The sequence below is a fragment of the Labilibaculum manganireducens genome (assembly GCF_963665805.2).
Classification (GTDB): domain Bacteria; phylum Bacteroidota; class Bacteroidia; order Bacteroidales; family Marinifilaceae; genus Labilibaculum; species Labilibaculum manganireducens.
Genome location: NZ_CAXXEE010000003.1, coordinates 2005254 through 2021305, shown reverse-complemented (window position 1 = coordinate 2021305; position 16052 = coordinate 2005254). Strand labels below are relative to the sequence as shown.

Sequence of the window (16052 nt, the reverse complement as noted above, 5' to 3'; positions counted from 1 at the left end):
GTGTTAATCCCTATAACTCCAAACGAAGTACAAACGCAATGCAAAGAACCTCATCCTATCCCTCTCCTTCAGGAGAGGAGAACACAGCTTCCTTGTGTGTGGAATTTGAATATGGAATACTCCTTTCTCCATGAGGAGAAGGGCCGGGGTTGAGGTGATTAAAAAAAGAATAAACCCGCACAAACAGCACCTTCCCTTCCTGAGGCTACCGTAACGAAGTAAAGATCGTAAACGCAATTTGAAATAGTATTGTGAACAAAGTGCCGACAGGTTAAAGGGTAATAAAACTATATTTCCCTATATATGTTTAGTCTTAAATTTTATGTACTTTCAATTTTTATTCAAAATTGATTTATTGTTTTAATTCCGATAAATTGTACGAATCGGTTAATTTTAAAAAATACACCCAACTGATCGCTCAAATTTTACAAAAAAATATGAACAAGAAAAAACTTGGCGTTTTGGCCTCAACCGCTATTTGCGGAAATGACATCAGCTCTTCTGTACTCTATGTATCCGCCCTATCTATTGGCTTTGCAGGCCAGTATGCATGGATCACCCTGCTTATTGTAGCTGTGGTTCTGTTTCTTTTCCGGAAAATTTACGGAGAAGTAGTTGGTGCACTTCCTTTAAACGGAGGCGCCTACAATGCATTGCTAAATACCACAAGCAAATCAACGGCTTCATTGGCTGCAACCCTAACTATACTTTCGTACATGGCCACTGCGGTAATATCTGCAAACGAAGCAATGCATTACTTTCATCATGTATTTACTCAATTGCCAATTATGATGGCTACGGTTGGTCTCCTATTGGTTTTTGCCATCCTCACCATTTCCGGGATTACAGAATCTGCGAAGGTGGCAACCGGTATCTTTATTTTCCATCTTTTTTCATTGTCCATACTGGCTTTATTTATATTCATCTATTTGTTTCAAAATGGATTTTCCCAATTCATCGAAAACTGGAACATGCCTATAGGAGGAAGTATTACCATGGCTATATTTTTGGGGTTCTCTGCTTCTATGCTGGGTATATCCGGATTCGAAAGTTCTGCGAATTTTGTAGAAGAACAACAACCGGGAGTTTTCCGGAAAACACTTTTAAACATGTGGGTTGTGGTAAGTATCATCAACCCATTAATGGCATTCCTTGCACTAAGCTTGGTTCCTATTCCCGAAATAAGATCAGAATACTCAACAACTCTATTGTCCCACATGGGTAGTTTATCAGCCGGAGAATGGCTGTCAACACTCGTTTCCCTTGATGCTGTTTTGGTATTGAGCGGAGCTGTTTTAACTTCTTACATTGGTGTTTCAGGATTGCTTGAACGAATGACTTTGGATCGAATTCTACCCCAATTTTTCTTGCGAAAAAACAAGAGAGGCAGTTCATACCGAATCATTGTCATGTTCTTTATCCTTTCTGTTTCTGTTCTGCTGATTACCAATGGTAATGTTGGGGTTTTAGCCGGAGTTTATACCATTTCATTTCTATCGGTTATGTTTCTTTTCGGATTTGGTAATATCCTGCTAAAGGTTCGCAGAGCCAAACTCCCACGCCCGGAAACAGCAAAATGGCTGAGTGTTTTTGTTGCCATTACCGCAGTAATAGTTGCTCTTGTTGGAAATATTCTGATGGAACCTCAGAATGAAAATGCACCTTCGAATGTGAGTGTATTTTTAAGCTACTTTATTCCTGCTATTATTTTTATTTCTGTAATGTTGAACCGGGTTGCTATATTAAGAGCCTTATTAGGTGTCTCCATTTACATTTTCAATTACATTAAAAACTGGTTTCTGCAAATCAGTTCTCACCTAAATAATGTTATTAATTCAATTAACGCCCAGCAATTCGTCTACTTTACAAAACGCGATAATATAGCCGTATTAAATAAGGTAATGTTATATATTAAAAACAACGAACACACTAAAAACCTGAAAATAGTTCATGTGGCCACTCCTTCCAACGTAGATGAATCGCAGTTTATAAGCAGTTTTGAGAAAATGGTTGCAATCATCGACGAAGAGTATCCGGAAATTGATGTGGAAGCCTTAATTGTTGAAGGAAAATTTGGTCCGGAACTAATTAAAGAACTATCGGACAAATGGAAAGTTCCCATCAACTTCATGTTCATTGCATCACCGGGAGATCATTTTCTTTATAAAGTGGAAGATTTGGGTGGCGTGAGACTGATCATTTAAATTCTTTTTAAAGATCTCATTTTACTTTTTAAATTAAATCATAGCAAACATGATCGAATTACAGGAAATATCAAACAAAACAATAGAATTACTGCCCAAAATTGGATTGGGAGGAATCATATTGTTCCTGTTTATAATGGTTTCGCTGCTAATAAAGAAAATCGTAACTAAAAGAATTAAGCCTAAAACAAAAAATCCCTTACTCGCTAATTTTTTAGGTAAAGTTGTTGCTTTTATGATCGGCATAACCGGATTTGTTTTTTTTCTTCATATCATAGGACTGGGAGGAATTGCTAAAAACATTATGGCTGGTGCCGGAATCACTACATTTATAATTGGTTTTGCCTTTAAAGATATTGGTGAAAATTTTCTTTCCGGAATATTAATGGCATTTAAAAGCCCGTTTAAAGTAGGCGATCTAATTGAGACTGGTGGGACAATTGGTTACGTGAATGAGCTTAATCTTCGGGAAAGCATACTTAAAACACTGGATGGCAAAGATGTATTCATCCCGAATTCTCAAATTATAAAATCTCCGTTATTCAATTATACAATTGATGGTTTTTTACGATATGAAATAGCAATCAAACTGGATTACAAAGTCGACTTTAAAAAGGTTTCGGAGATTATTAATAATATTTTAGCAGAAATTCCTGAGGTTCTGAGCGGTGATAAAAAACCCGTGATCGTTATTGATGAACTTGCAGCAAATACTGTGAACGTGAAAATCTTGTATTGGATAGATACTTTTAAAGCAAAATCCAAAGCTTACCACCTTCAGATTAAGTCGCAGATTCTCATAAAAACAATTGAGGATCTTACTAAAAACGGCCTTTATTAGCTTACCAATATTGCTGAAATAAAAATATAAAACCCCTCAGAGCTGAAAGTCTGAGGGGTTCTTTATCTACAGTAATTTTTACAATACTACTTCAACAAAAACAGGCAGGTGATCCGAAGGATACCGCTCCTCTATCTGATCATCAATAATTTTGAACTGATTTACCACCCCATCACCTTTGCTGATAAATATGTAATCGATGCGATCGGTAACCGGCTCGGTGTGTTTAAATGCATTAAAAGTCCCTTGTGGTCCGGAGCAATTTTCGCCGGCCAAACTTTTTGTTTCATCCAATACCTCACTCAAATATTGAATTGGCGCAGTTTCGGGAGTCAGATTCAAATCGCCCATTAAAACACAAGGATATTTCTCTGGATTGTGCTCGGTAATTTTACTGTAAATCAATTTAGAACTGTTGAGTCGGGCCAACTCACCGATATGATCGAAATGAGTATTAAAAACATAAAACCGCTCCCCGCTTTGTTTGTTTTCCAAAAGCAAATAGGTACAAATACGTTCCAAAGCAGCATCCCATCCTACCGATACTTCTTCCGGAGTTTCCGACAGCCAAAAAGTTGCCTGCTTAACTACTTCATATTTTGCAGTCTTGTAAAAAACAGCGCAATACTCGCCTTTTTGTTTTCCATCATCGCGCCCAACTCCAACATAAGAATAATCCGTTAATGCACTGTCCAAATAAGTGATCTGACCGTTCAAACCTTCCTGTGTTCCAAAAACATCAGGTTGATATTTAGTAATCAAACCAACAACATTGGCTTTTCTTGCGTCCCAACAATTCACTCCATCACCGGGATTGTTATAGCGCAAATTGTAAGTTATGAATTTTTGAGACTGTTCTTGTTTTGTGCATCCAAATGCCAGTAAAACAAGCAATAAGAAGAAATAATTTTTCATTAACATGGTTTTCTGATTTAAGCGTGTTAAAGATAATGGTTTTCTGCTGCCGGAAGTATTGGAATGCAAAAAAAACGCTATAAACGGTGAAGGTATCTGAATGGATGAAATTCCCGATCTTCCTCCAATACATAAATCGACCAAGGGGCAATTCTTGTTTCGTTAAGCCATTTAATACCTTCGTTATAGTTCCCCAGGGGTTGATGATGAACAGTAACTTTTAAACCTGCCCTTCGGAATAATTTCCGATAACACTCCTGCGAAAACATCACATCTTCAACCGGTCGCTTATCCGGAACATCAGTCATGCTTATCAAAACCCTTTCTCCACTTTTTTTCTTCCAGTTATCAGGAAATTCCCTGGTCGAGAAAGAAGCCCACTCGTTACTATAAATTTCAGGATTCGAAACCACCATCACAATTTTTCCGGTATAATTGAGCAATTGCTTTAACTCAATCAAATTCTTCAGCTTATCCTTCCCGGTTGGAATATTATCAAAAGTGAAAACACACAGCACCAAATCAAATATATTTTTCTGGAAATCGGTAAAATCCGCTTCCTGAATCAGGCGGTAATCCCCCATAGAATCAATCTGCCCGGCCTGTTCAATCATTTTAGCTGAAATATCCACCCCTACAACATCGAAATTAAGATCTTTCAAAAAACGTGTCGAGCGACCGGTTCCGCAACCAAAATCCATAGCTTTTCTCCCCTTGCATCTGCCTGCAATAATTCTGGGTAAATCCCGATAAGCCAAATAGTAAGTATTGGGAAACTCCAGTGTTGCATACGACTCTGCTCTGGCGACATCTGCATACGAATTACTAAACTCCATCATTTCATTCATTTTTTAAGATTAATCCTATCCGTTCAATTCCTGTCCATATCTCTTCTTCATTCACACAGGAAATCGATATTCTAAAATTCACACTCTCACTTGCTTTCGTGAAAAAATGGCTGCCCGGCGATACCAATACACCCTTATTAGCCAATAATTCCATAAAATCCTCTTCCGATTTGCCTTCTGCCGGTACTTCAAACCAAATGGTATATCCTCCCTGAGGTTTGGTATATTTCACATACGCCGGAATAAATCTGCTAAGTGCTTTATGAGTTATCTGCATTCTTTTTCGGTATACACGATGCATTTTTTTCACATGCTGATCGAAATATCCTTTCTCATAAAACAAATTTAAAATCGCTTGATTTAACTGATCTCCCGATAATTCTCCTGCCTTTTTTATTCTCGTTAGCTTCTCAATCACCCTCTTTTCTGCTGCAATCCAACCTACCCGTAATCCTGGAAACAATATTTTTGAAAATGTTCCGATATAAATCACAATTCCTTTCGAATCCATCGATTTGATGGGAAGTATATTCTTTCCAAAGTATTTCATTTCCTCCTCGAAACCATCTTCCAGAAGCGGTACAAAATGCCTTTCACACAAATGCAGGAGCTTTTCTCTGTGCGTCTGGCTTGTTGATATGCCCGTTGGATTCTGAAAATTAGGCATGGTGTAAACAGCTTTCAAATTTTCACTGATCATTGCCTTTTCAAGTTCTTCCAGATCCAACCCATCCTCCTTAATTGTTATGGGAATTATATCTGCCTGATACAATTTGAGTAAGGGAATGAGTGCGGCATAGCCCGGCATTCCAATTGCAATTTTATCTTTTGGATTAAGGAGCATGCGAAAGACCAAATCCAATGCATTTTGAGCCCCATTCGTTAACAAAACCTCTTCGGTTTGCACAGATACAGAATGAAATTGCATTTGTTTTGCAATACTGTCCCGCAAAGACAAATAACCAGCGGGATCGCCATACTGAAATACGGTACTTCCCTGGTCGAGCATAATCTGATTGGCACATTTCCGAAACAATTCAACAGGCATACAATCTTTATCCGGAGCCAATCGCCGAAAATCAATCGAATTTAAATTCTCATTCATCTTCAGCTGATTCATTCTGTTTTCCAACTGCAAATATCCCGCTGAAACATGCGAATTCCAATCGAATAAATCTGCATTCAGTTTAGGTGTTACCACCACTTTCCTGTCTCTTTTGCGAATGGTAGAATATCCGCCTTGTTTGCTCTCCGTATATCCTAAAGCCCACAACTCATCGTAAGCCCTGCAAATAGTGGTTCGGTTCACACCCAATTTTTCAGAAAAAGCCCGCGTTGACGGAAGTTTATCTCCTTCCCTCAAATTGCCCTTTTCTATCATTAAAATCAGCTGGTCGATTATTTGCTGAAATAATGGAATACTGCTGTTCTTGTCCAAGGGAATTAAAATCATCGTGCATTGTCTTTTATTGATGATACAAATATATTTGCTTATTAGTTGGTCTAAAACATCCAATTTACGACTTTTTTCACCAGTCCAATTTTTTGTTTGAAACAAAAAAAGTCATTCTTTTGCAAAAGAATGACTTTCCTTATTTTAGTAAAACTAATTATTTTTTGGCACCCAAAACAAACTTCAACTCACCACCCTGCATCAGCTGTTGGTGTGTAATTGTCAACTCCTTATATTCTTCTCCGTTCAAATAAACAGCTTGAATGTAATGATTTTGTTCTCCCTGGTTTTCCGCAGAAATAGTAAAGATTTTTCCATTTGGCAGATGAATCACTCCCTTACTTACCGAAGGCGAAGTTAAATCGTAAACTCCGTTGGCCGGATTTGTTGGGTAAATCCCCAGTGACGACATCACCAACCAAGCTGACATTTGCCCGCAATCCTCATTCCCGCAATAGCCATCAGGCTTGTTTGTGTATTGAGAAGTAATTATTCGGCGAACCATTTCCTGTGTTTTTTCCGGCTGACCGATATGATTAAAAAGATATGCCACATGATGACTTGGTTCATTGCCATGTGCATACTGACCGATCATTCCCGTACTAAAAATAGGAAGGTCGTCGGTCGTTGCCGGATAGTAGGTGAACATGGAATCCAACTTGGCAGTGAATTTATCCTTACCCACTGTGGCGATAAATTCAGGAATATCTTGTGGCACATACCAGAAATACTGCCATGCATTGCTCTCACAATAGTAATTGGTGTAATCTTTTGCAACAAAATTGGGAATGAACTTTCCGTGCTCATCTTTCGGGCGGAAGAAAGTCGATTTTGGATCGTATAAGTTTTTCCAGTTCTCACCACGCTTTAAAAAGTACTGGTAATCTTCTTCCTTGTTCAAAGCTTTTGCAAACTGTGCAATGCACCAGTCATCATAAGCATATTCCAGTGTCTTGGAAACCGACCAATTCTCTCCTTCGGCATCGGCAGGCACGTACCCCAATTTCATGTACTCATCAATCTGTCTGCCTTTTTCCATAGCTGCTTCTTTACAAGCAGTATAAGCTTTCTCAGCATCCATTTCAATTCCTTTGAAATAGGCATCAACAATTACAGGTACAGCATGGTAACCAATCATCATGTTGGTTTCGTTTCCTGCCAGCGACCAAACCGGCAGCAAACCTGTTTCATCGTAATGAGCCAAAAATGATTTGATAAAATCAACAACTTTATCCGGACACAAAATAGTATACAAAGGGTGAGCCGTGCGGTAGGTATCCCACAAAGAAAAGGTATCGTAACGATCAAATCCTTCGGCTTTGTGATTCTTTCCATCTGCTCCTTTGTGCATTCCGTCTACATCCGAAAGCAAGGATGGTGTCAAATACAAATGGTACAAATTGGTGTAGAATATCTCCTTCTGAACTTCCGATCCGGTAATTTCAATCTGCGATAGTACTTTCTGCCATTCCCGATCGGCGTTCTTAACTGTGGCATCAAAGTCCCATGCCGGCAATTCAGCCTTCAAATTTTTCTTTGCTCCTTCAACCGAAGCCGACGACAAAGCCACCTTTACCAGTATTTGTTCCTTTTCCGCAGTGGAAAAATTGGCAACGATCCTGGTTTTTGCACCGTTTACTTCTATGTTTTCTGATTTTTTGCCGGCTTCGAACAAATCCGCACTTTTAAAAGCTTTGGAGAACTGAGCTACAAAATACACATGCTGATCTTTCGCCCATCCGTTCGATTTACGATATCCGGAAATGGTAGAATCATTTTCGATGGTAATTTGTGTAGCATACGGACTGTCCCAATTCATTCTGAATCCCAAATCCAAAATAATTTGCGATTTTTCATCTTCGGGAAAAGTATAACGGTGAAACCCGACCCGTTTAGTTGTTGTTAGTTCAGCAACAATACCTGAGCTTAGCAAATCAACTTTGTAATATCCGGGTGATGCTTCCTCTCTGTCGTGAGAAAATTTAGAATACGGACGGTAATCGCCTTCAGGAGTTAAACTTTCGGTAAAACGGCTGTTCATTGGCATGAACAACAAATCGTATAGATCTCCCGCTCCGGTTCCCGATAAATGTGTGTGGCTAAATCCTGCAATAGTAGAATCAGGCCAAAAATATCCTGCTATTCTGTCCCATCCGGGCAAACCGTTATCAGGACTCAACTGAACCATTCCAAAAGGAGCAACTGCCCCCGGATAAGTATTGCCCGGACCATCAGTCCCGACAAAAGTGTTTACGTAACCAGTAAGCTTGTTCTCGCTTTCAACATTCTTTTTACTACACGCAAAAAGACAAATCATTGCCCAACAAGTGGCTAATAATCTCATATTCTCTACTAATTTGAATTTCTGATTTTTCACAAGATCAGAAACAATATGGAAATTTGGCTTTTGGAGATTATGCCGTCAAATATACGGAAAAGAACAACATCCTCTAATGCTTTTAATTAAACAAGAATAAAAAAAGGATCGGCCACAGCCGATCCTTTACATTATCCATTATCTTAAACCAATAAAACCCACCAACTTATCTATTAATTAGCGATAATGGATATAACATGTACAACTACTAACTAACTATTTTAAAATTATTTTTTCCACAAGCGTCCCATTTCTTCCAAAGTTTTTCCTTTGGTTTCAGGAACCACTTTCCATACGAACAATGCTGATAATAATCCCATTGCACCATAAAGCCAATAGGTAAATCCGTGATTAAACTGATTGGTCAACCATGAGTTGTCATTCATCATTGGGAAAGTCCATGAAACAATCATGTTTGCAATCCACTGAGCGGCAACTGCCATCGACATGGCACTACGAATTGAGTTCGGGAAAATCTCTGATAACAACACCCAGGTAACCGGTCCCCAAGACATGGCAAAAAAGGCAACATATCCTAACATGGCGAACAAAGCAACCAAACCCAACTGATTAAAATAGAAGGCAAATCCCAATGCGAACATACAGATTCCCATACCGATGCCACCAATTATCATTAACGGCTTACGGCCAAACCTATCAACAGTATAAATTGCCAATACAGTAAAGATCAGGTTAATTGCCCCAACCAAAATGGTTTGAAGTAAAGAAGTATCGGTATCGCTGCCCATATTTCTGAAAATCTCGGATGCATAGTACAACACCACGTTGATACCTACAAATTGCTGGAATACAGACAATAATATTCCTATAACTATAATTAAGCCTCCAAAAGTTAACCATGGAGCGTTATTTTCTTTTAATGACTCTTTAATATCTACTAACAGACCCGGAGCTTTTTCCGAACCAACAATTTTATTTAAAAGAGTTTTTGCTTCCTCTTCTCTCGATTTCATAATTAGAAACCGCGGAGTTTCAGGAACGAAATACAGCAATACCAAAAAGATAATTGCAGGAATGGTTTCAGATGCAAACATGTATCTCCATCCTATTTCATTTAACCAACCATCATCACCACTTGAAGCAATAATGTAATTCACAAAATAAACCACCAACATACCAAAGATGATTGCAAACTGATTCCATGAAACCAATTTACCACGAATGTTTGCAGGTGCAATTTCGGCAATATACATAGGAGAAAGCATTGAGGCTATTCCTACACCCATACCACCAATAATACGGTAAAAAATAAATGAAGTGATGGTTCCGGCTCCGAAAACATTCATAATTTCAGGCATGGCCGAACCAATTGCAGAAATAATAAACAGAACTGCAGCAAGGACTAAACCTCTTTTTCTACCAATATTCTGACTAACATATCCGCCAATAGAACCTCCAATAATACAACCTATAATGGCACTCGAAATGGTAAAACCATTAATCGAATTTAAGGTATTTTCAGAAATTTCGTTTACAGATACCCAGAACTGAGTGTACCAGACTATGATTCCTGCAACAATTACAATTCCACTGTATATCATTCCCTTCTTCTTTCCATACATGCGAAACATGAAGCTGGAAACCAGCAAAGAAACAACTACAAAACATAAAGAAATGATAATCTTATATTCTCCAATAACCTGCAGTGCGAGAGCATGATCAGATTCTAACGGAGTAACAAAAAATACTTTTAGTGCTTCAATAGCACCATTAATTACGGCAGTATCGTAACCAAACAACAATCCCCCAAGTGTTGCCACTAAGGTGATGGTTAAGATAAACGAATTACTCCCCTGGGTTTGGGCTTGAGACATGGATTTGAAAATTAGAATAAACTCCCGCAGGTTCGATTGCGGGAGTTTATAAGATTTATTTAAATATACCAGTTAATTAACTGCTCTAACATTTCTTGTTTTCCACTTAGTTGTTTTGGTTCCCCAACTTCTTTTGCAATCTTTCTAAGATCTTCTAGAGAAAGGTCTCCGTTAGCAAATGCTTTTCCATTTCCTGATTCGAAAGAAGAGTAACGATCTTTCTTCAATTGCAGGTATGGAGATTCTGTTCTGATTTTATCAGCAATAACCAAAGCGCGTGCAAAAACATCCATTCCACCAATGTGCGAAATAAAAATATCATCCAGGTCTGTTGAATTACGTCTGGTTTTCGCATCAAAATTGATACCTCCGTGAGTAAATCCGCCATTCTCAAGAATTGGCAGCATAGCTGCAACAGTTTCATAAATGCTGGTTGGGAATTCATCAGTATCCCATCCGTTTTGGTAATCACCTTTGTTTGCATCAATACTTCCCAACATGTTGTTATCAACAGCAGTCTGCAATTCGTGCTCGAAAGTATGACCAGCCAAAGTAGCATGATTCACTTCGATATTCATTTTAAAATCGTCAGCCAAACCATATTTGTTTAAGAAACCCATTACGGTTGCAGTATCGAAATCGTACTGGTGTTTCATTGGCTCCATTGGCTTAGGCTCAATAAGGAAAGTTCCTTCGAAACCATTCTTGCGACCGTAATCACGGGCCATAGTCAGGAATCTTGCCATATGATCCAACTCTTGTTTCATATCGGTATTGAAAAGAGACATATAACCTTCACGACCTCCCCAGAATACGTAACCTGTACCACCTAAAGCAATAGTAGCATCCAATGCATTTTTAACCTGAGTACCCGCATTAGCGATTACATTAAAATCAGGATTGGTAGAAGCACCATTCATGTAACGGGCATTCGAAAATACATTCGCTGTTCCCCACAATAGTTTAACTCCCGAGTCAGCTTGCTTTTGTTTTGCATAGTCAACCATAGTAGTCATTCTCTTCTCAATCTCGAAAACAGTACCATCACCAACAACATCGGTATCGTGGAAACAATAGAACGGCACTCCTAATTTTGTAATAAATTCAAAAGCAGCATCCATTTTCGATTTAGCAGCACTAATTGCATCCGCTTCATTTCCCCAAGGAAATTTTTGAGTTCCAGGTCCGAATGGATCTCCGCCGTCACCACAGAAAGTATGCCAGTAAGCCACTGCAAAACGCAGGTGATCTTTCATAGTTTTACCTGCAACAACGCGGTTCTCATCGTACCACTTATATGCCATAGGATTTTTTGATTCCGGTCCTTCGTAAGCAATCTTACCAATTCCAGGAAAATACTCTTTGTCTCCTTTTAGAATAGTCATGATGTTCTTTCTTATTAAATTATCAATCTGTTTATTAGCTATCTACTATATATTTTTTTGCAGTTCTTTGTTCCAGCGATCATATGCTTTCAACATTTCTTCACGAAGGCTTTCGTCAGGCTTGATTGTACTGATTTTCTCCAATCCTGCGAATGCCTCTTCCAAAGAAGAATAAATGCCTGCACCAAAGCCTGCCCCTCTTGCGGCTCCCAACGAACCATCAGTATCATACAATTCAATGGTTGCACCCGATACGGTCGCTAAGGTTTCCCGAAACAAAGGACTCAAAAACATGTTTGCGTGTCCGGCACGAATTACATTTGGCTGTACGCCGATTTCCTTCATTACTTCCATTCCATAATAGAATGAAAATGCGATTCCTTCCTGCGCAGCTCTGTAAATGTGAGCATCAGTATGTCGGTTCAGGTTCAAATTTAAAATTTGAGCACCTATTTCGCGATTCTTTAAAACACGCTCTGCACCATTACCAAACGGCAGAATTGTAATGCCATCTGATCCAACAGGAATTTCCATGGCCTTTTCGTTCATTTCTGCATAAGACAATCCTTTCGCCACATTATGATTCAACCATGAATTCATAATTCCGGTTCCGTTAATGCACAACAAAATTCCAAGACGGTTATTCTCTTCAGTATGGTTCACATGAGCAAATGAATTTACTCTTGAATAAGGATCAAATTTCACCTCATCGCTAACACCATAAACCACACCCGAAGTACCTGCTGTAGTTGCAACTTCACCTGGTTTCAACACATTTAAAGACAATGCATTGTTTGGCTGATCTCCTGCACGATAAGAAACTACTGCACTACTTGAAAAGCCAAGTTCTTTAGCAATTTCAGGAAGCACCTGTCCCTGATTCGAAAAAGTATCAACAATTTTAGGCAATACATCAGCCGATAAACCATAGGCCTTCAGCACATCTTCCGAAACCGAATTGTTTTTGAAATCCCAGAAAATTCCTTCCGACAAACCTGAAACAGTAGTGCAGGTTTCTCCGGTTAACTGCATCGCAATAAAATCTCCGGGCAACATTATTTTGTGAATTTTCGCAAATATTTCAGGCTCATTCTCTTTTACCCAAGCCAATTTACTGGCTGTAAAATTTCCTGGTGAATTCAGCAGATGCGACAAACATTTATCTTTTCCAATACCGGCAAAAGCTTTTTCGCCGATTTCAACGGCTCTGCTGTCGCACCAAATAATAGAAGAACGAACCGGCTTCAAATCTTTATCAACACAAACCAAACCATGCATCTGATAGGAAATTCCAATGGCTTTAACCATTTCCCCATCCACATTTGCAGTTTGCATTACACTTTTGATTGCCTGCTTTAGATTGCTCCACCACATTTCAGGATCTTGCTCGGCCCAACCAATTTCATGTGCCGTAATTTCCATTTCCTTTTTTGGGAAAAAGTCTGCAGCCAAACATTTGCTGCTCTCAGCATCCAATAATGATGCTTTAACTGAGGAACTTCCTATATCTAATCCTAATAAATACATTTTCTATTCTTTATTTACCGTTCTGCCCTGTTCTGTTCTGATGCAAATTTAAAAATGTTTTTTTAATAAAAAAACATTTTTAAAAAACTATAAAGATTTTCTCATTACAAGTTGAGTAGGTACACAATAATAAACTCGTTCAGATGTAGTTACAAACTCTGCAACCTTTTTGCCCATTAGATCAAAATCTGTTGAAATCACAGTAATTCCTTTGTCGATATACTTTTTCATTGGTGTCTCATTGTAAGAGACAAGTCCTATATCTACGCCAAATTCCAGATTTTTCTCTCTTGCTTTATCCAGAATCTTAGCCATTGCCCGATCACTAACTGAAAAATATGCCGCGCCCTTTTTCACCTCGATGGAATCAATATCAGTATAAATGGAATGTTTTATCTTGTTTTGTTTGCAAAAACGCAGAAAGAACTCAACGGTATCGTATGGATGATAAGTATAATCCGGATAAATCATACTAAACTCTTTGTATTTCTTTATCTCCCCCAAACCAGACTGCAGAGAAGAAAGAACAGACTCCCCAAAGTCCTGAAAGATCTGAGAATGCTGATCAGCAGCCTTAATGTTCCAATCAATAATCATTACATTCTTTGGATCCAACTGTTTCAAACAAGCTGCCACTTTGGGATGATCAAAATTCATGATAATGTATTTGCTGTACTTGCCAACACTCTCTCGAATCTGAGATTTAAATACATCAATATTGTAATGATGAAAATGCAGATCCACAATTACATTATCTGCTAATCTTTTCCTGAAACTATCGTACAAAACCTCTTTGTAAGCTTTAAAAGTATCCAAAAACAAAAACACTCTGGTTATTTCGCCCGAAACAAAATATCCTTTATTCGGAACAGATTCAATCACGTTCCTTTTCTTTAATTCAGCATATGCCTTAAATACAGTATCTCTGGATAAAGAACACTCCCTGCACATTTCATTTACCGAGGGCAACACATCGCCCGGCTGGAATATTTTTTGGCTGATTGCATCCTGAAATGCTTGAATTAATTGTTGAAATTTTGGTATTGGAGAGTTGCTGTCCGGAGTAAATTGAAATGCTTTCATGCGTATCATCGGTTCAAGTGTTCTGTTCTGTTATGGCTCAAATGTATAAATAAATTTTTAATCGGTAAAAACTGAGCTTATTATTTAGTAAATTGATACTTCTAATCCTACAAATTCATTTTTAAATGAAAATACTACTTACAGGAGCCAATGGTTATATAGGGAAACGATTACTACCCGTTCTGCTGGAGCAAGGGCATACTGTTGTTTGCTGTGTTCGTAATAAGGAACGTTTCTCACCACAGGAAATTGATCATCCCAATTTGAAAATCTTCGAAGCCGATTTATTGGATTTACAATCTTTACGAAAACTACCAGTGGATATTGAGGTGAGTTACTATTTGATTCATTCCATGCTTCATGATACCGATGGATTTGAAAAATTGGAGAAAACCTGCGCACAAAACTTTGTAGAATTTATCGATAAAACACAAAACCGGCAAATTATCTATTTAAGTGGGATCGCAAATGTAGAAATTTTATCGAAACACCTTGAATCAAGAAAACTGGTGGAAGACATTCTAAAAAGAAGTAAAAGTTACCACACCATTTTACGAGCTGGAATTATTGTTGGCTCGGGAAGTGCTTCATTTGAAATTATTAGAGATTTGGTTGAAAAACTAGCCATTATGACAGCGCCCAGATGGTTACTCACAAAATGTCAACCCATTGCAATCCGCAACGTTATTGATTTTTTAACCAAGGTTATTGATCACGATGAATGTCTGAACCAAACTTTTGATATTGGAGGCTCTGAGGTGTTGAGTTATAAAGAAATGCTGCAGCAATACGCCGAAGTTAGAAAACTGCCAAGAATCATCACCACCCTTCCGGTAATGACTCCCCGCTTGTCTTCCTATTGGTTGTATTTCATTACTTCAACTTCCTATAATCTGGCCTTAAACCTGGTTGACAGTATGAAAATTGAAGTGATTTGCCGTCCGAATAATCTGGCCTCAACACTGCAAATTACTTTAATGCCCTACAAAGAAGCCATTGAGAGGGCAACCGGAAAAATTAAACAGCAAATGGTGATCTCTTCGTGGACAGATGCTTTGAGCAGCGGTATTTTGCCCAATGAAAAAATGAAGTATGTTGAACCTCCTGATTTTGGATGTTATACCGATAACAAGCGTTATAAATTCACGAACAATCCGGAACAGGTAATTGAGAATGTTTGGGCTTTAGGCGGCGACAGAGGTTGGTATTACGGCAATTGGCTTTGGCATTTGCGTGGCTTGCTCGACAAACTTTTTGGCGGTGTTGGTTTAAACAGAGGACGCAGACATCCTACTGAAATTGAAATGGGTGATTCTCTTGACTTTTGGCGTGTTCTGCTTGCCGATAAAGATGGTGGAAGGCTATTGTTGTATGCCGAAATGGTTTTACCCGGTGAAGCCTGGCTCGAATTCACAATAAACAAAAAGAATAATGAAAATTTCATTTCCCAAAAAGCCACTTTTCGCCCCAAAGGAATCATGGGACGATTGTACTGGGCCTTGAGTTATCCATTTCATCTTTTTATTTTCAGAGGAATGGTAAAGGGGATTATAAATTATCGGAAGAAATAACTTATAAATATCA

General features: G+C 38.5%; 11 protein-coding genes. 3 read left to right on the top strand and 8 right to left on the bottom strand.

Annotated features, from left to right (window positions below; genetic code table 11):
• The first annotated feature begins 437 nt into the window (after positions 1–437).
• Positions 438–2204, top strand: coding sequence for an APC family permease (locus tag ACHZAX_RS07730; RefSeq protein WP_320018664.1), 1767 nt, complete (start codon positions 438–440; stop codon positions 2202–2204).
• Positions 2205–2253: 49 nt separating this feature from the next.
• The gene (locus ACHZAX_RS07725) at positions 2254–3045 is read left to right on the top strand and encodes a mechanosensitive ion channel family protein (RefSeq protein WP_320018663.1); all 792 of its coding nucleotides are present in this window, start codon (positions 2254–2256) and stop codon (positions 3043–3045) included.
• Between the two features lie 78 nt (positions 3046–3123).
• Here ACHZAX_RS07725 and ACHZAX_RS07720 read toward each other — a convergent pair whose 3' ends face one another.
• The 8 genes from ACHZAX_RS07720 to ACHZAX_RS07685 all read right to left on the bottom strand — a co-directional run bounded on the left by ACHZAX_RS07720 (position 3124) and on the right by ACHZAX_RS07685 (position 14468).
• Complete coding sequence (locus ACHZAX_RS07720) at positions 3124–3960, bottom strand: endonuclease/exonuclease/phosphatase family protein (RefSeq protein WP_320018662.1); 837 nt, start codon at positions 3958–3960, stop codon at positions 3124–3126.
• 77 nt (positions 3961–4037) lie between these two features.
• Positions 4038–4799, bottom strand: coding sequence for a methyltransferase domain-containing protein (locus ACHZAX_RS07715; RefSeq protein ID WP_320018661.1), 762 nt, complete (start codon positions 4797–4799; stop codon positions 4038–4040).
• A gap of 1 nt (position 4800) precedes the next feature.
• On the bottom strand, positions 4801–6261 hold the full coding sequence (gene pdxR / locus ACHZAX_RS07710; RefSeq protein WP_320018660.1) for a MocR-like pyridoxine biosynthesis transcription factor PdxR: 1461 nt from the start codon (positions 6259–6261) through the stop codon (positions 4801–4803).
• A 157-nt stretch (positions 6262–6418) separates the two neighbouring features.
• A complete protein-coding gene (locus ACHZAX_RS07705) occupies positions 6419–8605 on the bottom strand; it encodes a GH92 family glycosyl hydrolase (RefSeq protein WP_320018659.1) in 2187 nt (728 codons plus the stop codon).
• Between the two features lie 260 nt (positions 8606–8865).
• Positions 8866–10473, bottom strand: a complete 1608-nt coding sequence (gene xylE / locus ACHZAX_RS07700; protein ID WP_320018658.1) for a D-xylose transporter XylE — start codon at positions 10471–10473, stop codon at positions 8866–8868.
• Positions 10474–10532: 59 nt separating this feature from the next.
• Positions 10533–11858, bottom strand: a complete 1326-nt coding sequence (xylA, locus tag ACHZAX_RS07695) for a xylose isomerase (RefSeq protein ID WP_101309177.1) — start codon at positions 11856–11858, stop codon at positions 10533–10535.
• A 45-nt stretch (positions 11859–11903) separates the two neighbouring features.
• Entirely contained in the window at positions 11904–13385 is a 1482-nt protein-coding gene (locus ACHZAX_RS07690) for a xylulokinase (protein ID WP_101309178.1), read from the bottom strand.
• Positions 13386–13472: 87 nt separating this feature from the next.
• Positions 13473–14468: a GntR family transcriptional regulator gene (locus ACHZAX_RS07685; RefSeq protein ID WP_320018657.1), complete on the bottom strand. Its 996-nt coding sequence runs from the start codon at positions 14466–14468 to the stop codon at positions 13473–13475.
• Between the two features lie 125 nt (positions 14469–14593).
• On the opposite strand from ACHZAX_RS07685, the gene ACHZAX_RS07680 reads away from it, so the two are divergent.
• Complete coding sequence (locus ACHZAX_RS07680) at positions 14594–16039, top strand: SDR family oxidoreductase (RefSeq protein ID WP_320018656.1); 1446 nt, start codon at positions 14594–14596, stop codon at positions 16037–16039.
• Positions 16040–16052 lie beyond the last annotated feature (13 nt).

Excerpts from the sequence above, each read along its gene's own strand:
- ACHZAX_RS07720 (WP_320018662.1), bottom strand. The coding sequence starts at position 3,960 with ATGAAAAATTATTTCTTCTTATTGCTTGTTTTACTGGCATTTGGATGC.
- ACHZAX_RS07690 (WP_101309178.1), bottom strand. The coding sequence starts at position 13,385 with ATGTATTTATTAGGATTAGATATAGGAAGTTCCTCAGTTAAAGCATCA.
- ACHZAX_RS07725 (WP_320018663.1), top strand. The coding sequence starts at position 2,254 with ATGATCGAATTACAGGAAATATCAAACAAAACAATAGAATTACTGCCC.
- ACHZAX_RS07715 (WP_320018661.1), bottom strand. The coding sequence starts at position 4,799 with ATGATGGAGTTTAGTAATTCGTATGCAGATGTCGCCAGAGCAGAGTCG.
- ACHZAX_RS07705 (WP_320018659.1), bottom strand. The coding sequence starts at position 8,605 with ATGAGATTATTAGCCACTTGTTGGGCAATGATTTGTCTTTTTGCGTGT.
- ACHZAX_RS07730 (WP_320018664.1), top strand. The coding sequence starts at position 438 with ATGAACAAGAAAAAACTTGGCGTTTTGGCCTCAACCGCTATTTGCGGA.
- ACHZAX_RS07680 (WP_320018656.1), top strand. The coding sequence starts at position 14,594 with ATGAAAATACTACTTACAGGAGCCAATGGTTATATAGGGAAACGATTA.
- xylA (WP_101309177.1), bottom strand. The coding sequence starts at position 11,858 with ATGACTATTCTAAAAGGAGACAAAGAGTATTTTCCTGGAATTGGTAAG.
- ACHZAX_RS07685 (WP_320018657.1), bottom strand. The coding sequence starts at position 14,468 with ATGAAAGCATTTCAATTTACTCCGGACAGCAACTCTCCAATACCAAAA.
- pdxR (WP_320018660.1), bottom strand. The coding sequence starts at position 6,261 with ATGATTTTAATTCCCTTGGACAAGAACAGCAGTATTCCATTATTTCAG.
- xylE (WP_320018658.1), bottom strand. The coding sequence starts at position 10,473 with ATGTCTCAAGCCCAAACCCAGGGGAGTAATTCGTTTATCTTAACCATC.